Raw genomic sequence first — 17763 nt, 5'->3', positions numbered from 1 at the left:
AGTGAGCGCAGCTTGACAGATTCGCCAACAACAGAATACCGTTCCGTCACAGAATAATATTCTGTAACGGAAGATTGTTCCGCAAATCCCTTGTCAGTGAGGCTTCACATGAATCAGGTTCTCGGTATGTTCAACAGCGCAGGTCCCGATGCGTTCAGCAAAATGGCCTGTCAGATGGCACCTTACTTCTCCACTATCAATCCGCTGGTCACGGAGCTGCGCCAGGGCGCGGCGACTGTGCAGGTACCGTTTCGCAAGGAAATCACCAATCACCTGGGCACCGTGCATGCCATTGCCATGTGCAACGCCGCCGAGCTGGCCGCCGGGATGATGACCAACGTCTCGATTCCCGACGGCGCCCGGTGGATCCCCAAAGGCATGACCGTGGAATACCTGGCCAAGGCCAAGAGCGACGTGACGGCGGTGGCGAACGGCGATGAGGTGGACTGGCAGACCGAGGGCGACAAGATCGTGCCGGTGGATATTCATGACGTGGATGGCAAGAAGGTGTTCACGGCGCGGATCACCATGAATGTGAAGTTGGCTTGAAAAATCGGGGGCGTCTGGAACGCCCTCTATCCAATAATTGGAAAAATCGTGGCGAGGGGATTTATCCCCGCGCCACAAAGAGAGGTGCTCGGCTAACTGAGAGACGTTGCTGGGCTATTTTTAATGATCAAGCAAACGTCGCCCCGCGGGTGTTCACGAACAATGAGTACAACGAGTGGCTGCCGGCCATGAACAACCGGTTGCCCTCCCTGCCGCCGAAACAGATGTTGGGGCAGCGTTCCGGCAGGGAGATATGCCCGATGGCCTTGCCCTCGGGGTTGAACACCCGCACACCGTCGAGTTTTTCCAGGTCGGCCTTGGGGTCGCCGTTGCCGCCCCAGCCGCACCAGAGGTTGCCGCTCTCATCGCACTTGATGCCGTCGATGGCGGCGTAATCCAGGCCTTCGATATGCTTGCGGCGCTCGCCCAAGGTGCCGTCATCCTTGACCGTGATTGCCCAGACCAGGCGGTTGGGCTTGGCCCGGCCTTCGACCACGTAGAGAGTTTTTTCATCCGGGGAAAAGCACAGGCCGTTCGGCCCCGCCAGGTCGTCGATGACCCGGCTGAGCTTCCCGGTTTCACCGTCGATACGGTACACCGCGTGCGGCTGCTCGGGGGTGACTTTGTGCCCCTCGTAGTTGTTGCCGGTCTGGAACGGCGGGTCGGTGAACCAGATCGAGCCATCCCGTTTGCAAACGATGTCGTTGGGCGAGTTCAACGGTTTGCCGTCGAAACGATCGGCCAGCACGGTGATCGTGCCGTTGTGTTCGGTGCGGGTGATACGCCGCCCTTCGGTCGACGTGGTCGAGCCTTCACAGACCAGCAACCGTCCCTGGCGATCACGGCACATGCCGTTGGAGAAGTTCGAATTCTCCCGATACACCGACAGCCCACCGGTGACTTCGTCCCAGCGCACGATGCGGTTGTTGGGGATGTCACTGACCAGCAGATACCGACCGTCGCCGATCCACACCGGCCCTTCGGCCCAGCGCAGGCCGCTGGCGAGTTTTTCCACGCTGGCGTTGAAGATGCGCAGGTCCATGAAGCTGGGGTCGAGGATATTGACCAGAGGGTCCGGATAACGCTGGCTCAGCGGTTCGGCCTGGGTCAGGCCGGGCAGGTTGCCAAGGGTCACGGCGGCGGCCGAGACCACCAGGGATTTCTTGAGGAAGGTCCGGCGCGCCTGATCGGCGGCTGAAGGTTGCGAAGCATCCATAGTACGTCTCCGTTAATTATTATTGGACGGGGACGTTTGTTTTACCCTCTGATAGGACATCGTACAAGTTATTATCCTCGCCCGGCCCTGTCACTCGGGATGGAGTGGGATCCGAACGGTGAACGTGGTGCCTCCGCGCGCCTTCGAGTGGACTTCGATGGTCCCCTGGTGAGCCGCGACGATCGCCGAGGCAATGTAGAGGCCCAGTCCCAGGCCGGCCGTGGGGCCATATTGCAGGTCGCCGCTGCGCAGTTGCCGGATCAAGGGATTGAAGATGCTGGCGATGGCGTCCTTCTCGATAGGCTTGCCCTGGTTGTTGATCGCGATGACGGCTTCATCCCCTTCGCGGCTCAACGATACCGTGATCGGCGCGCCCTCCGCGCCATGTTGCACGGCATTGCCGATCAGGTTGGAAAACACCTGTTCCATCCGCGCCGGATCGAACAGTCCTTCAAGCGGACCGTGGGGCTCGAAGAGGATGCTGCTTTCCGGATGATAGGCCCGCGCCTCTTCCACCATGCCTTCGCACGCCGCGACCAGGTCGCCGTTGAAACGCTGTACCGGTATGCCTGCGCCCAGCTGGGTACGGGTGAAGTCCAGCAGGTCGCCAACAATCTTGTTCGCCCGTTTGACGCTGGTATAGATGCGCGAGGAAATCTTGGTGGCCTTGGCCGGCAGATCGCCGGCGCGCAGGAGCACTTCGGAACTCAGCAGGATTGCCCCCAGCGGGCTGCGCAGATCATGTCCCAGGATCCCGAGGAAGATATTGCGCGCCGCATCGACCGCGCCGGAATAACTGACCACCGATTCCGCCAGGGCCTGGTCGACGGCTTCATTGAAGCGGATCACATCCGACATCGCCTGCGCCTGGTCCAGCTGGGCATGGGGCATCCACAACACCAGCACGCTGGTGCGCAACGCACGGTACTCCGAGACCATCTGTTCCACGGTAAAACCGGATGACTGGCGAATGACAGCGTGGGTTTCCGCCGCGGTCTCGGCCTCCGCCGCCGGGGCTTCGCCCTGGGACTTGGCGATCTGCTCCTCCGGGGTCTGAGAGGTGCGCAGATCAATGGCGATGGTGCGCAGCATCTGCTCGGCATGGTCGCGCAGCGCTACCGCATCCATGCCGATGGAAGCCGGGGTGATGGTCCTGGCGAAGTCTTCCCACGCCTGGAGGATCGGTTCGATGTTGTCGACAATGAAATCAGCCAGGCGCATGGGTTGCTCCGCGGGAAACTCAGGGGGATCGGTGCCGGAAACAACACAGCGGTCAGCTGTTGTACAGCAAATCGCTGGGGGATGTACGCCAGTCTCTGGATTGGTTGAGCTGGTGGAGCTGGCGGCTGCTTTGCAGCCGAGCGGGAGCAAGCTCCCTCACCACGGGTGAGCTGCCAACATCTGCGGAGAACGGGTTACGGGCGGGAGCCGGCGCTTGTCTCTCTCTGCTGGATCCGGTACAAATCTTCCTTTGTTGTACGACAACCTATAACTAAAAAATAAACCACCGAAGCCTCGCTGCTGCGGTGGTACACCTTTGAGATTGCTGCCATGACCCGCCCCACCGTTGCCGCCGATGTTCCTATTCCTTTTTCCCGCCCTGTCGCTGTGCTCATCCTGCTTTGCATGGGCTGCGCTTTTGCCGGTAACCACGTCGCCGCGCGGGCGGCGTTCGATGACGGTGCCGGCGTGCTGCTGGCGATCCTGCTGCGCTCGGGCGGGACGTTGCTGGTGCTGGCGGCGATGGTCTTGTGGCAACGCCAGAGCCTGCGCCTGCCCGCCGGGGCCTGGCGCTGGCAGTTGGTGTTGGGCCTGTTGATCGGCGCCCAGAGCCTGTGCCTGTATTCGGCCGTGGCGCGGGTGCCGGTGGCGCTGGCGCTGTTGGTGGGTAACGTGTTCCCGATCCTGCTGGCGCTGCTGACCTGGGCCCTCGGCGGGCCGCGCCCCACTGCGCGTACGGCGATGTTGATGGGGATGATCCTGGTGGGCCTGGTGTTCGTACTGGAAGTGCCGGCGCGGTTATCGTCGCAGGCGGACGTCGGCCCGCAATGGCTGTTGGGGGTTGGCCTGGCATTCTGCGCCGCGTGCGTGTTCGCTTGCGCGTTGTGGATCACCGATCACAAGCTGTCCCAGGTGCGCGGCTCGGTGCGCAGCCTGCTGACGATTTTCATTGTGTTCAGCAGCGTCAACCTCGCGGGCCTGACCGGCGCCCTGCCCGGCGGCCTCGACCTGCCCGCCAGCAACACCGGCTGGCTCGCGCTCGCCACCCTGGTGGTGCTTTACGGCACCGGGTTCATCGTGTTGTTCATGTGCGTGCCACGCCTGGACATGCCACGCAACGCCCCGGTGATGAACATCGAACCGCTGGCGACCCTGCTGATCGGCTGGCTGGTGCTGGGCCAGATGCTCAACCCGGGCCAGGTGCTCGGCGGCGCGATCGTGGTGACGGGCATTGTGTTGCTGACCTGGCGCAAGGCTGAGCGGGTCAAGGCGCCGGTGGCTGCACGCAATTGAACTGACTGAACGCTCTTTTGTGGCGAGGGAGCTTGCTCCCGCTCGGCTGCGACGCAGTCGCGAATTTCTTGGGCCTGCTTCGCAGGCCAGCGGGAGCAAGCTCCCTCGCCACAAAAGCATTGTGCGGTCAGGCGTTTATGTCTGGGTGCGCCGGAAACTAGTTTCAAAAGCCACAGTCCTACCCCAGCCCTGAACGAAGCGTTTCGGGCTGATTGGCGCCGTCTCCCGGCGCTCAGGCAATTCCCTTCCAGAGCTGTCCATCCATGCGCCACCTCGTTCGCTCTCGCCGTTTCGCTGCGCTGTGCCTCACGATCCTGTTTCCGTTGTTCCCCAGCCCGGCTCACGCCCGAGGCGAAGGACAACTGGTGAGTGCCATCAACGACTACCGCAGCCAGCCCCACCGCTGTGAATGGCAAACAATGCGTGCTGCCCAACCTTTGGTGTTGCGCTCCAGCCTGGCATTGCCCATCGGCTTCAGCGGTGGCTTGCGCGAAACCCTGAGCAGATCCGGCTATCAGGCCCGGTCAGTGCGCAGCATTCGCCTGACCGATGCGCGGGACGCCGAAGAAGCGTTCGAGAGACTGGCGGACGAGCATTGCGCAGCGCTGCTGGACGGCCAGTACGCCGACATTGGCGTCAATCGGGTCGGGGATGAATGGCGCGTGGTGCTCGCACAACCCATGGGCGGAACGCGGATCAGCGACACGCGCGACATCGGCGCGCCGGACAAAACGCTGCTGGCCCAGGTCAATGCCGCCAGGGCCAAGCCCCGCATGTGCGGGCGCCAGCGCTTTGCGGCGGCTCGGCCGCTGAGCTGGAACGCCGCGCTGGGAAGCGCTGCCCAGGGCCACAGTCGGTCGATGGCCCGCGGCAACTATTTTGCCCATCGCGACCCGGACGGTCGCTCCACATCCGAGCGGGCCAGGAGCGCCGGTTTTCGCGGACGCAAACTCGGCGAGAACATTGCCGCCGGACAACGTTCGCCAAGCCAGGCCATGCACGACTGGCTCGCCAGCCCCGGGCATTGCGCCAACCTGATGAACCCGATGTTCACCCAGGTCGGTGCGGCGTCGGCCAGTGACTCGCGCAGCGATGCCGGAGTGTATTGGACAATGGTGCTTGGCGCCCCGTGATGTAACGGACGGGTATCCACGGAGGTTTATGCGAGCCTGGCGTCCTCACGCCGGCCGACGCACCGCCCTCACCTTCCCGCTGCCACCGCCGCCACAGAAAAACCGTTCGCCCCCGTCGGATTCCAGCCCCGACACACCGGTCCCGGGCGGCATCGTCACGCTTTCCAGCACTTGTGCCGTCTGCGGATCAATACGCCGCAGGTCACTCTCATCGTTTTCCCACGTCCCGTGCCAAAGCTCTCCGTCGACCCAGGTCACGCCCGTGACGAAGCGATTGGATTTAATGGTGCGCAGGACTTTTCCGTCGGCCGGGTCGATCTGGAGAATTTTGCGCGCCTTGTACTGGCCGACCCAGAGCGATCCTTCGGCCCACGCCAACCCTGAATCATCACCGCTGTTGGGCGCCGGAATTGTCGCCAGTACCTCGCCGGTGCGTGGATCGATCTTGCGGATGCTGTCGCCAGCAATCTGGAACAGGTGCTCACCGTCGAACGCCGTGCCAGCGTTCGCCGGCACGTCGAGCGAATGCACGGTCTGGCCACTGGCGGGATCAAGTGCGTGGAGCTTTTCGCCTGAGGCGAACCAGACGCGCTCACCGTCATGGCTTACCCCGTGGACACACTCGACGCCCGGAAAAGGGCCGTACTCACGCAGGATCTGTGCTTCTGAACGTTTCATTTCACTCGCCTCATCAGTGGGGTGTGATTGCATCCTAACCAGCCACTGGCAACGCAGTGAGTAACAATGCCGTCGCGAATCCAGGCATCGTTGGCGCCATCCAGCGCCGGGCCCTGGCACGACCGAACGCTTGCGCCTTGCCGCAGGCGGCGAGGGTTTCCAAGGCCCGCTGCACGCTGCGCTGGCTGTTGCCCAAGGCAAGCGCCAGGGCCGAACTGGACCAGGTTTCGCCATCGGCAAGCAGCGCCAGCACCGCGCCGTGAGGTTCTTCGATGACGCGCGCCAGCACCACGACCTCGTCGGCCTGGTTGGGAATAAGGATAAAACCGCGCCGGGTCGCCTTCACCTCGGCCAATGACCGCAGCTCCGCCCGCAACCGCCCCATCTCGACGCGCAGCCGGGCGCGGTGGGACTCATCCGTCAGTTTCAAGCCGAAGGCCTCGGCCATGAGCGCTTCCCTCGATGCATCGCCCGGCCAGGCTTGGGCCAGCCCGCGGGCCAGGGCGAACAACACCGGGCGCCGGGCGAGGGAAACCTGGCTGCCAGCGCTACTGACGCCATACCGGCATGCATCTACTACCAGCGCCGCACCGGCCAGCAGCACCTGTACCTCTTCAAGAATCAGCAAGCGCTCTTCGTTCCGGCCGATCAGACGCGCCGCCGGTGAGCTCAGCATGCGCCAGGCGCTTTCGATTTCGGCGTTCAGCGCGCTGATGCCCGTTTGCCGTGCGGCCTGCCCGGCCCTTTCCAGAGCGGCGTGGGCGGTTTGCGCTTGCAGGCGCCGCATGGCGATCCCCGCCGCCACCAGTTCACAAGCGGCTCGAGACGCCACAGGCAAGCTGCAAAGATTCAGATCAGCAAGCTTGCCCTCGGCCTCGCCAAGGCGACCGAGCAACAGCAGGCGGCGGATTTCAATCGCATGAGCATGCCCGACGTTCGCCCGGTCGCCGCAGGCTTCGAGCACCGTCCGCGCGGCGTCGAGGCGCTTCATGGGCCACGCCAGGTCACGGGAAGCCAAGGCGATTTCGCCCTCCGCCACGATACACCGTGCCCGCGCCACGGCCGCCTTGGGCCCGAACGCGGTACTTGCCCGGCGCATCAGGCTCCTGGCTTTGTCCAGGTCCCCCAGCTGCGCCATGGCGATGCCGCGCAGCGCGAGGGCCGGGGCATCGGTGCGCAAGGCGATGCGATTGAGCGCCGCCACTGGATCGCCCGCCGCCAATGCTCGCGCTGCTATGCTGATCGCGTAATCCATAAAACGACGGCCTTTGTGGCGAGGGAGCTTGCTCCCGCTGGCCTGCGAAGCGGGCCTGAAAATCTTGCAGTCGCTGCGCACTGGAGCGCCAGCCCGGCCTGCTCCTCAGGCCAGGCAGTGAGTATCGCTACAGGCGAATCCCGGCGGCCCGTACCACATCAATGCGCGACACCGCGCTGCTCAGCCGCCCCAGTCGCTGATTGTGATCGGCAATGATCTGCTCGGCCGACAGGCTGCCATTGTCCACCGTCGAATGCGCATCGGCGGCCAACACCACTTCGTACCCCAGGGCATGGGCCTGGCGCACGGTGGCATTGATGCAGTGATCGGTCTGCAGCCCGCAGATCACCACGCGATCGATGCTTCTGGCCTGCAACAGCGCCAGCAGGTCGGTCTGGTAGAACGCGTCCGCGGTGGTCTTGCGCACGCGCAAGTCATCCGCGGCGGTGAGCAGGCCGTCGGCCAATTGCCAGGCGGCACTGCCATAAGCCAACGAACCCTCAAGTTCTTCGTGCTGGACCAGGATCACCGGCAAGCCGACAGCCCGAGCCCTGGCACTGAGGTCATTGATGGTGCCGAGCAGGCGTGGGCTGTCGAAGCATTCCTCTTCGCCCGTGCACAGCCCGGCCTGGACGTCGATAATCAGCAATGCGCTGCTCATGCTTGCCTCTCCGAGCGCTCAGTAGCCCAACGATAACCCGGTGTTGCGACGCGGATCGTTGGCACCGTAGAAACGATTCTTGCCCACGGGCTTGCCACCCAATGATGGCGCGCCCACCAGGATCGCGGCGATGTGGTTGGGGTCCTGCGGGCCGGCGAACTTGTGGCCCCAGCTTTCCAGCAGCTTGAGCGTATCGGGGCTGGCGGCGAAGGTTTCCAGGTTGGTCTCCTCCGGCATCCACTGCTGGTGGAAGCGCGGTGCGTCCACCGCTTCCTGCAGGTTCATGCCGTAGTCGATCACGTTGAGGATGGTCAGCAGGGTCGCGGTAATGATGCGGCTGCCGCCCGGCGTGCCGACGACCATCACGGTCTTGCCGTCCTTGGTGACGATGGTCGGGCTCATGGACGACAGCGGCGCCTTGCCCGGTGCGATGGCGTTGGCCTCGCCCTGTACCAGGCCGTACATGTTGGGCACGCCGACCTTGGCGGTGAAATCGTCCATTTCATCGTTGAGGATCACCCCGGTCTTGCTCGCCATCACGCCGGCGCCGAACCAGTCGTTGAGGGTGTAGGTGACAGAGACGGCGTTGCCCCATTGGTCGACGATCGAATAGTGGGTGGTGTTGCTGCCCTCGTGAGGCGCCACGCCGGGTTTGATCTTGTGCGAGTCGCCGGCCTTTTGCGGCTCGATCGCGGCGCGCAGTTTCGCCGCATAGTTCTTGTCCAGCAGATGGTCGATGGGGTTCTGCACAAAGTCCGGGTCGCCCAGGTAGCTGTTGCGATCGACGTAGGCGTGACGCATGGCTTCGATCTGGTAGTGCATGCCCTGGGCCGAATGGAAGCCCAGGTCTTTCATCGGATACCCGTCGAGGATATTCATGATCTGGCACAGCACCACACCACCGGAACTGGGCGGTGGTGCGGAAATGATGTGATAACCGCGGTAGTCGCATTCCACCGGGGCCAGCTCGCGGGTCTTGTATTTGTTCAGGTCGGCCTGGGTGATGATGCCCTTGTTGGCCTGGCTGGAAGTCACCAGGGCGTCGGCCACCCAGCCTTTGTAGAAGCCGTCGGCGCCTTTGGCGGAAATTTCCCGCAGGGTCCTGGCGAGGTCTTTCTGCACCAGTTTCTGGCCGGCCTGCATCGGCTCGCCGTTGTGCAGGAAGATCGCGCCGGAATCGCGCATGTCCTTTTTGAACACGTCCGTGGCGGTCTCCAGCAGGTCGACATCACCTTGTTCGAGGACAAAACCCTCCTCGGCGAACCTGATCGCCGGGGCGATCAGTTCCTCCCGGGGCTTGCTGCCGTATTTCTTCAGCGCTAGCTCCATGCCGGACACCGTGCCGGGCACGCCTACCGCCAGGTGGCCGCGGGTGCTGAGCTCGGGAATGACGTTGCCGTCCTTGTCCAGGTACATGTCGGCGGTGGCGGCCAATGGCGCTTTTTCGCGGAAATCCAGGAATGTCTTGCGGCCATCCGCCATCTGCAGCGTCATGAAACCGCCACCGCCAAGGTTGCCCGCCGCCGGGTAGACCACCGCCAGGGCGTAGCCCACCGCGACTGCCGCATCCACCGCGTTGCCCCCGTTCTTGAGCACATCGACGCCGACGTGGGTCGCCAGGTGCTGGGCGGTGACGACCATGCCGTTCTCGGCGGCAACCGGGGCCTGGGACGCAGCGTGGGCAGTCAGGCAGCAAAGGGAGAGCGAAGTGGCGATGAGGGTCCGGGCCAGGGATTCGAACTTCATGAGTCGGTCTCTTCTTGTTTTAGGGTCGGGATCGCTTCAAAAGCACACACGAGTATGGCTCGGTTTAAACAATATGCCTGTTTACTGTAGGCTCGTGTGCTTGATCATCCTCGCACAAGGACATCGCCGATGACGTTAAGAATCGAGCGCACGGACGCTCCCACCGATGAACAACGCCAGGCCATCCTCGCGCCACTACGCGCCTATAACACGGCTCAGACCGGTGGAAGCGCGCCGGAACTGGTCGCCTGGCTGGTGCGCGACGAGCACGGCGAAATCGTCGGCGGACTCTACGGCCGAATATTTTTTCGTTGGCTCTATATCGAACTGCTGGTAGTGCCTGAACAGGCCCGGGGCCAAGGCACGGGTTCGCAGCTGATGCAGATGGCCGAACAGTTGGCCAGGGAAAAAGACTGCGTAGGTATCTGGCTCGACACCTTCGACTTCCAGGCGCCGGACTTCTATCGTCGGCATGGTTTCACCGAGTGCGGGCAGATCGACGACTACCCGCCGGGGCATCAGCGTTTCTTTTTCCAGAAACGCCTGCCGAACGCTGACTGACCACATATCCCCTGTGGGACATCCCCTGTGGGAGCGAGCCTGCTCGCGAAAGCGGTGGGTCAGTTAAATGCTATGCAAGAAGATAAACGGCTTTCGCGAGCAGGCTCGCTCCCACATTGTGATCAGGGGTTCAGAGGCAAGTCGCCAACGCCGCCAACCGGCGCTTGGCGACAAAATCATCCTGTTTGGCGTAGTACTTCAACGCCGTGCCGGTGGCACTGGCTTGTATATCGACAAACGATTCGGCCGAGCGGGTGTACACCGTCGAGCCACCCTGCTTGCCGGGTTGCAGGTAGGCACCGGCATCGACGCCGAACACCGCTTCGTCTTCCCAGGCGAACTTCACGCATTGGGCGACATTCTGCTCCGGCTTGTCCGAGGCCAGGGTCTTGTAGGGGGCTTGGGTCCGGGCCTGTTCCATCGCCGAACCCGCGCAGCCGGCCAGCAGGGTTGCGGCCACGGCCACCATCAGCATTCGCATCACATTCACTCATCGAGAAAAAAACCGACTTTAGCACTGCGATCCGCGCCTACGTGCGGCTTTACTGAAATTTGCCCGCGACAATGGCGATCGATTCACGCAACCTGTCGGGACATTGACTCAAGGAGCAACCATGGCGGCAACCGGACAGCAGCACGAACGAGCCCTGGAGATCTTTCTCGACGAACGCCCGCAGTTGCGTGTCGAGCTGGACAACCTCAACCCCCTGCTGGCCCAGGCCAAGGGCGAAACCGCTGCGCAGTATCGCGCCGAGCGCTTGCATGAGGCGTTCGAAGCCGAGGCCGAGCGCCTGGGTCTGTTTGCCTGGGAGCTGACGCTGTCGCTGACGGCGGACTCCGCCGAGGACTACCAGGCCCAGCGCATGGAAGTGCACAGGGAAGTCGCGGAGATGGCGGGAATGGAGTGGGCTGAGTATTGCCAGTTAAATGGTCTCATGGACTGAAGTGAACCCCGTGGCGAGGGAGCTTGCTCCCGCTGGCCTGCGCAGCAGGCCCAAAAAGGCGACTCAACTCACCTGACACACCGAGTTGCACGATCCTGGGGCCGCTTCGCAGCCCAGCGGGAGCAAGCTCCCTCGCCACGAAAGCTCACGCCGTTTCCGAGAATCGCCCCACCGCCCATAAAGCTTTATCATGGCCGCAGTTTTACGGATCGGGTCTGTCATGAAGTTCGCCATCGCGCTGTTTTCCGCCGCCCATGCGCCCTCCTCGCGCCGCGCCTTGCTGTTTGCGCAAGCCGCGCTGGCCGGTGGGCATGAGATCGTGCGGCTGTTTTTCTACCAGGACGGCGTCTACAACGCCGATAACAGCATCGTCACGCCTCAGGATGAGCAGGATCTGCCCCGGCAATGGCGAACCTTCGTCAGCGACCATCAGCTCGACGGCGTCGTCTGCATCGCGGCGGCGTTGCGCCGTGGTGTGCTCAACGCTGAAGAGGCCCAGCGCTATCAGCGTTCGGCAATCAGCGTCGAAGCGCCTTGGGCCCTCTCCGGACTGGGTCAGCTGCACGATGCGATCCAGGACGCCGACCGCTTGATCTGTTTTGGAGGCGCATGATGGCCAAGTCGTTATTGCTCATTAGCCGTCAGTCTCCGTGGTCTGGCCCTGGAGCCCGGGAAGCGTTGGACATCGTGCTGGCCGGCGGTGCGTTCGACCTGCCCATTGGCCTGCTGTTTCTCGATGACGGCGTGTTCCAGCTCAGCGCCGGGCAAAACGCCAAGGCCCTCCAGCAAAAAGACCTGAGCGCCAATTTGCAGGCATTGCCGATGTTCGGCGTCGAAGACCTGTTTGTCTGCGCCGACAGCGCCGCCGAGCGTGGCATCGCCACCGATACCCTGGCACTGGACGCTTTTAAAGTGCTGGGCGCAGCGGACATCGCCGCGCTCATTGACCGTTACGACCAGGTGATCACCCTCTGATGTCGACTTTGCATGTGTTGTCCCATTCACCGTTCGGTGATAACCGCCTCGCCAGTTGCCTGCGGATACTGGGGAGCCAGGATGCGCTGCTGCTGTGCGGCGACGCGACTTACGCGCTGCAACCTGGCACCGAACCGTTCGCTGCACTCCAGGCCTCCGGGCGCAAGGTGCTCGTCCTTGCCGAAGACGCCCAGGGCCGTGCCCTGCACATTCCCGACTGGGCCGAAGCCATTGATTATCCGGCCTTCGTCGAGCTCTCAATCGAGCATGACAAGGTCAACTCCTGGCTATGAACGTGCTGACCGTGGGCGCGCGCAGCATCGCGCTGGACAAGGACGGCTACCTGGCCGATCTCAATGACTGGTCAACGGAAGTGGCCACAGCCCTGGCCGCCGCCGAAGACATCGAGCTGAGCCCCGAGCACTGGGAAATCCTCGAACTGCTCCGGGCCTTCCACGATGAATTCCAGCTGTCCCCCGCCACTCGGCCGCTGATCAAGTACACCGCGCTGAAACTCGGCGCGGACAAGGGCAACAGCCTGCACCTGAACCGATTGTTCAAAGGCACTCCCGCCAAACTCGCCGCCAAGCTGGCGGGCCTGCCCAAACCGACGAATTGCTTATGACCGACTTTCCTTCGCTGACCCTCGAGACCCCGGCCGAACATCCGTTCGCCCAATTCGTGCGCATCCTTGGCAAAGGCAAGCGCGGCGCCCGCAACCTCACCCGGGAAGAAGCCCGCGAGGCCATGGGCATGGTGCTCGATGAGGAGGTCGAAGAGACCCAGCTCGGCGCCTTCCTGATGCTGTTGCGGCACAAGGAAGAAAGCGCCGAGGAAATGGCCGGCTTCACCGACGCCCTGCGTCAACGCCTGGTGGTTCCACAACTGGCGGTAGACCTCGACTGGCCGACCTACGCCGGGAAGAAGCGCCACCTGCCGTGGTATCTGCTGGCGGCCAAATGCCTGGGACAGAACGGCGTGCGGATCTTCATGCACGGCGGCGGCGCCCACACGGCGGGTCGGCTCTACACCGAACAGTTGCTTGGTTTGCTGGATATTCCCTTGTGCCGCGACTGGCAACAGGTCGGCACGGCGCTGGACACCGGCGGCCTGGCCTTCATGCCGCTGGTGGACTGGGCACCGCAGATGCAACGGATGATCGACCTGCGCAACACTCTCGGCCTGCGCTCGCCGATCCATTCCCTGGCGCGGATCCTCAACCCACTGGGCGCGCGTTGCGGTCTGCAAAGCATCTTCCATCCTGGCTACCAGGCCGTGCATCGCGAGGCCAGCGGGTTGCTGGGCGACACCGCCATCGTGATCAAGGGCGACGGCGGCGAGATCGAAATCAATCCGGACGCCGACAGCCATCTGTACGGCACCACCGGTGGCGCCAGTTGGGACGAAGAATGGCCACGCCTGTCGGAGCAGCGCCACGTCAAGCCGGAGCGCCTCGACCCTGAGCATTTGAAAGCCGTCTGGCGCGGCGACGTCGAGGACAGCTACCCGCAACTGGCGTTGATCGCCACGATGGCTTTGGCCTTGCGCGGCCTGGGTTTGTCTCGCGAAGAAGCGTTCGACAAAGCCCGGCAGTATTGGGACGCGCGGAACAGATCGATTTAGTCGATCATCAGCGCCCAACCTTTGCGCTTTTTGTTCGAACCTATCGGCATAGACTCTTCTCCAACGTTTATCAGGCTGAGGAGATCGAGATGGGTTTGTTGGTCGAGGGCCGCTGGCAGGACCAGTGGTATGAGAGCAAGGACGGTAGTTTCCAGCGTGAACAGGCGCAACGCCGCCACTGGATAACCGCCGACGGCAGCGCCGGCCCTTCCGGCGAGAGCGGTTTCGCCGCCGAAGCCGGTCGTTATCATCTTTATGTATCCCTGGCCTGCCCCTGGGCCCATCGCACGCTGATCTTGCGCAAGCTCAAGGGCCTGGAAGACCTGATCGATGTTTCAGTGGTCAGCTACCTGATGCTGGAAAACGGCTGGACCTTCGATCAGGCTCACGGCTCGACGGGCGACAAGCTCGACCACTTCGACTTCCTGCACCAGCGCTACACCGCCGATACACCGAACTACACCGGTCGTGTCACTGTGCCCGCGCTGTGGGATAAACAGCAGCAGCGCATCGTCAACAATGAGTCAGCGGAAATCATCCGCATGTTCAACAGCGCCTTCGATGGTTTGACCGGCAACGACCTGGATCTCTATCCAGAGCACCTGCGCGGCGAAATCGATGGGTTGAACGAGCGCATCTATCCGGCGGTGAACAACGGCGTCTACCGGGCCGGCTTCGCCACCACCCAGGCGGCTTACGAAGAAGCCTTTGATCAGCTGTTTGCCGAGCTGGACCGTCTGGAGGCTCTGCTCGACACCCGCCGCTACCTGGCTGGCGAGTACCTGACCGAGGCCGACATCCGCTTGTTCACGACGATGATCCGTTTCGACGCGGTGTACTTCGGTCACTTCAAATGCAACCTGCGACGCATCGCCGATTATCCGAACCTGTCGAACTGGCTGCGGGAGATGTATCAGTGGCCAGGCATTGCCGAGACAGTGGATTTCACGCATATCCAGGAGCATTACTACGGCAGCCACAAGACCATCAACCCCAATGGGATCGTGCCCAAGGGGCCGAAGCAGGACTTCATGGTGGCGCATGATCGAGGGAGGTTGGGTGGGAAAGGGATCTGGCGCGGGGCCCGGGATTGATCCTGGATTTTCGCTGTGATTGAGGGCCTCATCGCGAGCAAGCTCGCTCCCACAGTTGATTGGTGTTGGCCACAATCCGTGGTTACACACAGTCCCCTGTGGGAGCGAGCTTGCTCGCGATTGGCAGCGGCGCGGTCTTCAGACCTGCCCCTGAGCCCCTTCAAACCAAGCCAGCTTCTCGCGCAACTGCACCACTTCCCCGACGATCACCAGTGTCGGCGCATGCACCTCATGCTCGGCCACCAGCCGCGGCAGGTCCGCCAAGGTACCGGTAAACACCCGCTGGTTTGAAGTCGTGCCTTGCTGGATGAGCGCCGCCGGCGTGTCCGCCGCTCGACCGTGCTTGATCAATTCGTTGCAAATCACCGGCAGCCCCACCAGGCCCATGTAGAACACCAGGGTCTGCGCTGGCGATACCAGGTCCGCCCAGGGCAGATCGCTGCTGCCGTCCTTGAGATGCCCGGTGATGAAACGCACCGACTGGGCGTAGTCGCGATGGGTCAGCGGGATCCCGGCGTAAGCCGCGCAACCACTGGCGGCGGTGATGCCCGGGACCACCTGGAACGGGATGCCATGGGCCGCCAGTTCTTCGATTTCTTCGCCGCCACGACCGAAGATGAACGGATCGCCGCCCTTCAACCGCACCACACGCTTGCCCTGCCGGGCCAGGTCGACCAATTGCTGGTTGATCTGGTCCTGGGGTACCGCATGCTCGGACCGGCGCTTGCCGACGTAAACCCGCTCGGCGTCGCGCCGGCACAGCTCGATAATCGCCGGGGCCACCAGACGGTCGTAAAGCACCACGTCCGCCTGCTGCATCAGGCGCAGCGCGCGGAAGGTCAGCAGGTCCGGGTCACCCGGCCCGGCGCCTACCAGATAGACTTCCCCCGGCGCGTTCGGCGCCTGGCCGTCGATCTTCTCGCGCAGCAACCGCTCGGCCTCGGCGCCCTGCCCGGCCAGTTGGCGATCGGCGATCGGGCCCTGGAAAACCTCTTCCCAGAATGCCCGCCGTTGCTGCACATCGGGAAACAGTTGCTTGACCTGATTGCGAAAGCGCGCCGCCAGGCCGGCCAGTTGCCCGTAGGTCGATGGAATCCAGGTTTCCAGCTTGGCGCGGATCAGCCGTGCCAGCACCGGCGCGTCGCCGCCGCTGGACACCGCAATAACCAGCGGCGAGCGGTCGACGATCGCCGGGAAGATCACGCTGCACAGCGCAGGCGCGTCCACCACGTTGACCGGCACGCAGCGCTTGTGGGCGTCGGCCGAAACCTGGGCATTGAGCGGCTCGTCGTCGGTGGCGGCGATGACCAGGCCGCAGCCGTCCATATCCGCTTCAACGTAGCCACGCAGCACGCATTCGCCGTCGCTGCCACTGACCAGTTCCCGCAACTGCGGTTCGATGTCGGGTGCGACCACCCGCAGCAGGGCACCGGCATCCGCCAGCAGGCGAGACTTGCGCAAGGCAATCTCGCCGCCGCCGACCACCAGCACGCGGCTGCCGCGCAGGTTGTGGAACAGTGGCAGATAGTCCATTTAGCCGATGACCTCGATGCCGCCCATGTACGGCTTCAGCACTTCAGGCACCCGGATCGAACCGTCGGCCTGCTGATAGTTTTCCAACACGGCGACCAGCGTACGACCCACCGCCAGGCCGGAGCCATTGAGGGTATGGACCAGTTCCGGCTTGCCGGTTTCCAGGTTGCGGAAACGCGCCTGCATGCGGCGGGCCTGGAAATCACCGCAGTTGGAGCACGACGAAATCTCGCGGTACTTGTCCTGGCTCGGGATCCAGACTTCCAGATCGTAAGTCTTGACCGCGCTGAAGCCCATGTCGCCGGTGCACAGCGCCAGGGTGCGATACGGCAGCTCGAGCAGTTGCAGGACCTTCTCGGCGTTGGCGGTCAGGCTTTCCAGGGCTTCCATGGATTTCGACGGCTCGACGATCTGCACCATCTCGACCTTGTCGAACTGGTGCTGGCGGATCATGCCGCGAGTGTCACGACCCGACGCGCCGGCTTCACTGCGAAAGCACGGGGTGTGGGCGACAAACTTGATCGGCAGTTGCTTGGCGTCGACGATTTCGCCGGCAACGATGTTGGTCAGCGAGACTTCGGCGGTCGGGATCAGGTACAGGTCGGCTTCGCCGTCGCGAGCGATCTTGAACAGGTCTTCCTCGAACTTCGGCAACTGACCGGTGCCTTGCAGCGCCGGCGCCTGGACCAGGTAAGGCGTGTAGGCCTCTTCGTAGCCGTGCTCGGTGACGTGCAGGTTGATCATGAACTGCGCCAGTGCGCGATGCAGACGGGCGATCGGCCCGCGCAGCAGGGCGAAACGCGCGCCCGACAGCTTGGCGGCGGTTTCGAAGTCCAGCCAACCGAATTTCTCGCCCAGGGCGACGTGGTCCTGTACCGGGAAATCGAAGACTTTCGGCGTGCCCCAGCGACGTACTTCGACGTTGCCGTCTTCGTCTTCACCCACCGGCACCGATTCGTGAGGCAGGTTCGGGATGCCCAGCAGGATCGAATCAAGCTCGCTCTGGATCGCGTCCAGTTCGGTCTTGCCGGCACTCAACTCGCCCGCCATGCGCTCGACATCGGCCATCAGCGGCGCGATGTCTTCGCCGCGCTGCTTGGCCTGACCGATGGACTTGGAGCGCGCGTTACGTTCAGCCTGCAGGGCTTCGGTGCGGGTCTGGACGGTCTTGCGCTGTTCTTCCAGCGCTTCGATGCGCGCGACATCCAGGGCAAAGCCACGGGATGCCAGGCGGTCCGCTACGTCCTGAAGGTTGCTACGTAACAGTTTGGAATCGAGCAT

20 protein-coding genes are annotated in these 17763 nt (G+C 63.2%); 11 read left to right on the top strand and 9 right to left on the bottom strand.

Going from position 1 to position 17763, the window contains the following annotated elements; translation table 11 throughout:
- The first annotated feature begins 108 nt into the window (after positions 1-108).
- Positions 109-549 carry a hotdog fold domain-containing protein gene (locus tag J3P86_RS10140; RefSeq protein WP_434568990.1) on the top strand — a complete coding sequence of 147 codons (441 nt, stop codon included), beginning with the start codon at positions 109-111 and terminating at the stop codon, positions 547-549.
- A 127-nt stretch (positions 550-676) separates the two neighbouring features.
- Here the strand turns inward: J3P86_RS10140 and J3P86_RS10135 are convergent, their stop codons facing one another.
- Together J3P86_RS10135 and J3P86_RS10130 are read right to left on the bottom strand one after the other, a co-directional pair.
- The gene (locus J3P86_RS10135) at positions 677-1765 is read right to left on the bottom strand and encodes an SMP-30/gluconolactonase/LRE family protein (RefSeq protein ID WP_434700107.1); all 1089 of its coding nucleotides are present in this window, start codon (positions 1763-1765) and stop codon (positions 677-679) included.
- 90 nt (positions 1766-1855) lie between these two features.
- Entirely contained in the window at positions 1856-2986 is a 1131-nt protein-coding gene (locus J3P86_RS10130; RefSeq protein WP_434695074.1) for a sensor histidine kinase, read from the bottom strand.
- 330 nt (positions 2987-3316) lie between these two features.
- Between J3P86_RS10130 and J3P86_RS10125 the strand changes: the two genes are divergently transcribed.
- Entirely contained in the window at positions 3317-4279 is a 963-nt protein-coding gene (locus tag J3P86_RS10125; protein ID WP_434700106.1) for an EamA family transporter, read from the top strand.
- A 263-nt stretch (positions 4280-4542) separates the two neighbouring features.
- A complete protein-coding gene (locus J3P86_RS10120) occupies positions 4543-5412 on the top strand; it encodes a CAP domain-containing protein (RefSeq protein ID WP_434700105.1) in 870 nt (289 codons plus the stop codon).
- A gap of 45 nt (positions 5413-5457) precedes the next feature.
- Here the strand turns inward: J3P86_RS10120 and J3P86_RS10115 are convergent, their stop codons facing one another.
- From J3P86_RS10115 to ggt, 4 genes are all read right to left on the bottom strand, one after another.
- A complete protein-coding gene (locus tag J3P86_RS10115) occupies positions 5458-6090 on the bottom strand; it encodes a Vgb family protein (RefSeq protein ID WP_434700104.1) in 633 nt (210 codons plus the stop codon).
- A 34-nt stretch (positions 6091-6124) separates the two neighbouring features.
- A complete protein-coding gene (locus J3P86_RS10110) occupies positions 6125-7345 on the bottom strand; it encodes a helix-turn-helix domain-containing protein (RefSeq protein ID WP_434700103.1) in 1221 nt (406 codons plus the stop codon).
- A 127-nt stretch (positions 7346-7472) separates the two neighbouring features.
- Positions 7473-8006 carry a cysteine hydrolase family protein gene (locus tag J3P86_RS10105; RefSeq protein WP_434674034.1) on the bottom strand — a complete coding sequence of 178 codons (534 nt, stop codon included), beginning with the start codon at positions 8004-8006 and terminating at the stop codon, positions 7473-7475.
- 18 nt (positions 8007-8024) lie between these two features.
- On the bottom strand, positions 8025-9752 hold the full coding sequence (gene ggt / locus J3P86_RS10100) for a gamma-glutamyltransferase (RefSeq protein WP_434700101.1): 1728 nt from the start codon (positions 9750-9752) through the stop codon (positions 8025-8027).
- A 129-nt stretch (positions 9753-9881) separates the two neighbouring features.
- On the opposite strand from ggt, the gene J3P86_RS10095 reads away from it, so the two are divergent.
- The gene (locus J3P86_RS10095) at positions 9882-10313 is read left to right on the top strand and encodes a GNAT family N-acetyltransferase (protein WP_434624666.1); all 432 of its coding nucleotides are present in this window, start codon (positions 9882-9884) and stop codon (positions 10311-10313) included.
- A 130-nt stretch (positions 10314-10443) separates the two neighbouring features.
- Here the strand turns inward: J3P86_RS10095 and J3P86_RS10090 are convergent, their stop codons facing one another.
- Positions 10444-10794: a hypothetical protein gene (locus tag J3P86_RS10090; RefSeq protein WP_434624668.1), complete on the bottom strand. Its 351-nt coding sequence runs from the start codon at positions 10792-10794 to the stop codon at positions 10444-10446.
- Between the two features lie 133 nt (positions 10795-10927).
- Between J3P86_RS10090 and J3P86_RS10085 the strand changes: the two genes are divergently transcribed.
- The 7 genes from J3P86_RS10085 (at position 10928) to J3P86_RS10055 (ending at position 14949) form a co-directional block, all read left to right on the top strand.
- On the top strand, positions 10928-11257 hold the full coding sequence (locus J3P86_RS10085; RefSeq protein WP_434700099.1) for a DUF6388 family protein: 330 nt from the start codon (positions 10928-10930) through the stop codon (positions 11255-11257).
- A gap of 220 nt (positions 11258-11477) precedes the next feature.
- Positions 11478-11870 (top strand): sulfurtransferase complex subunit TusD, encoded by a 393-nt coding sequence (gene tusD, locus J3P86_RS10080; RefSeq protein ID WP_434603751.1) that lies wholly within the window; start codon positions 11478-11480, stop codon positions 11868-11870.
- Entirely contained in the window at positions 11870-12232 is a 363-nt protein-coding gene (gene tusC / locus J3P86_RS10075; protein ID WP_434700097.1) for a sulfurtransferase complex subunit TusC, read from the top strand. Before tusD ends, tusC begins: the two co-directional genes overlap by 1 nt.
- Positions 12232-12525, top strand: a complete 294-nt coding sequence (tusB, locus tag J3P86_RS10070; protein WP_434700096.1) for a sulfurtransferase complex subunit TusB — start codon at positions 12232-12234, stop codon at positions 12523-12525. Before tusC ends, tusB begins: the two co-directional genes overlap by 1 nt.
- On the top strand, positions 12522-12857 hold the full coding sequence (locus J3P86_RS10065; RefSeq protein ID WP_305495521.1) for a TusE/DsrC/DsvC family sulfur relay protein: 336 nt from the start codon (positions 12522-12524) through the stop codon (positions 12855-12857). The genes tusB and J3P86_RS10065 overlap by 4 nt, the downstream gene beginning before the upstream one ends.
- Positions 12854-13855, top strand: a complete 1002-nt coding sequence (locus J3P86_RS10060; protein ID WP_434700095.1) for a glycosyl transferase family protein — start codon at positions 12854-12856, stop codon at positions 13853-13855. The genes J3P86_RS10065 and J3P86_RS10060 overlap by 4 nt, the downstream gene beginning before the upstream one ends.
- A gap of 89 nt (positions 13856-13944) precedes the next feature.
- Positions 13945-14949, top strand: coding sequence for a glutathione S-transferase family protein (locus J3P86_RS10055; RefSeq protein ID WP_434700093.1), 1005 nt, complete (start codon positions 13945-13947; stop codon positions 14947-14949).
- Between the two features lie 138 nt (positions 14950-15087).
- Here the strand turns inward: J3P86_RS10055 and cysG are convergent, their stop codons facing one another.
- Positions 15088-16482, bottom strand: a complete 1395-nt coding sequence (gene cysG / locus J3P86_RS10050) for a siroheme synthase CysG (protein WP_434624679.1) — start codon at positions 16480-16482, stop codon at positions 15088-15090.
- The gene (gene serS / locus J3P86_RS10045) at positions 16483-17763 is read right to left on the bottom strand and encodes a serine--tRNA ligase (RefSeq protein WP_434624681.1); all 1281 of its coding nucleotides are present in this window, start codon (positions 17761-17763) and stop codon (positions 16483-16485) included.

Origin of the sequence: Pseudomonas sp. D1-1 (assembly GCF_051132225.1) — a bacterium.
Taxonomy (GTDB): domain Bacteria; phylum Pseudomonadota; class Gammaproteobacteria; order Pseudomonadales; family Pseudomonadaceae; genus Aquipseudomonas.
The sequence above is the reverse complement of the archived record's forward strand: the minus strand, read 5'-3'. Positions and strand labels throughout refer to the sequence as shown.

Excerpts from the sequence above, each read along its gene's own strand:
- J3P86_RS10140 (WP_434568990.1), top strand. The coding sequence starts at position 109 with ATGAATCAGGTTCTCGGTATGTTCAACAGCGCAGGTCCCGATGCGTTC.
- J3P86_RS10135 (WP_434700107.1), bottom strand. The coding sequence starts at position 1,765 with ATGGATGCTTCGCAACCTTCAGCCGCCGATCAGGCGCGCCGGACCTTC.
- J3P86_RS10130 (WP_434695074.1), bottom strand. The coding sequence starts at position 2,986 with ATGCGCCTGGCTGATTTCATTGTCGACAACATCGAACCGATCCTCCAG.
- J3P86_RS10125 (WP_434700106.1), top strand. The coding sequence starts at position 3,317 with ATGACCCGCCCCACCGTTGCCGCCGATGTTCCTATTCCTTTTTCCCGC.
- J3P86_RS10120 (WP_434700105.1), top strand. The coding sequence starts at position 4,543 with ATGCGCCACCTCGTTCGCTCTCGCCGTTTCGCTGCGCTGTGCCTCACG.
- J3P86_RS10115 (WP_434700104.1), bottom strand. The coding sequence starts at position 6,090 with ATGAAACGTTCAGAAGCACAGATCCTGCGTGAGTACGGCCCTTTTCCG.
- J3P86_RS10110 (WP_434700103.1), bottom strand. The coding sequence starts at position 7,345 with ATGGATTACGCGATCAGCATAGCAGCGCGAGCATTGGCGGCGGGCGAT.
- J3P86_RS10105 (WP_434674034.1), bottom strand. The coding sequence starts at position 8,006 with ATGAGCAGCGCATTGCTGATTATCGACGTCCAGGCCGGGCTGTGCACG.
- ggt (WP_434700101.1), bottom strand. The coding sequence starts at position 9,752 with ATGAAGTTCGAATCCCTGGCCCGGACCCTCATCGCCACTTCGCTCTCC.
- J3P86_RS10095 (WP_434624666.1), top strand. The coding sequence starts at position 9,882 with ATGACGTTAAGAATCGAGCGCACGGACGCTCCCACCGATGAACAACGC.
- J3P86_RS10090 (WP_434624668.1), bottom strand. The coding sequence starts at position 10,794 with ATGCGAATGCTGATGGTGGCCGTGGCCGCAACCCTGCTGGCCGGCTGC.
- J3P86_RS10085 (WP_434700099.1), top strand. The coding sequence starts at position 10,928 with ATGGCGGCAACCGGACAGCAGCACGAACGAGCCCTGGAGATCTTTCTC.
- tusD (WP_434603751.1), top strand. The coding sequence starts at position 11,478 with ATGAAGTTCGCCATCGCGCTGTTTTCCGCCGCCCATGCGCCCTCCTCG.
- tusC (WP_434700097.1), top strand. The coding sequence starts at position 11,870 with ATGGCCAAGTCGTTATTGCTCATTAGCCGTCAGTCTCCGTGGTCTGGC.
- tusB (WP_434700096.1), top strand. The coding sequence starts at position 12,232 with ATGTCGACTTTGCATGTGTTGTCCCATTCACCGTTCGGTGATAACCGC.
- J3P86_RS10065 (WP_305495521.1), top strand. The coding sequence starts at position 12,522 with ATGAACGTGCTGACCGTGGGCGCGCGCAGCATCGCGCTGGACAAGGAC.
- J3P86_RS10060 (WP_434700095.1), top strand. The coding sequence starts at position 12,854 with ATGACCGACTTTCCTTCGCTGACCCTCGAGACCCCGGCCGAACATCCG.
- J3P86_RS10055 (WP_434700093.1), top strand. The coding sequence starts at position 13,945 with ATGGGTTTGTTGGTCGAGGGCCGCTGGCAGGACCAGTGGTATGAGAGC.
- cysG (WP_434624679.1), bottom strand. The coding sequence starts at position 16,482 with ATGGACTATCTGCCACTGTTCCACAACCTGCGCGGCAGCCGCGTGCTG.
- serS (WP_434624681.1), bottom strand. The coding sequence starts at position 17,763 with ATGCTCGATTCCAAACTGTTACGTAGCAACCTTCAGGACGTAGCGGAC.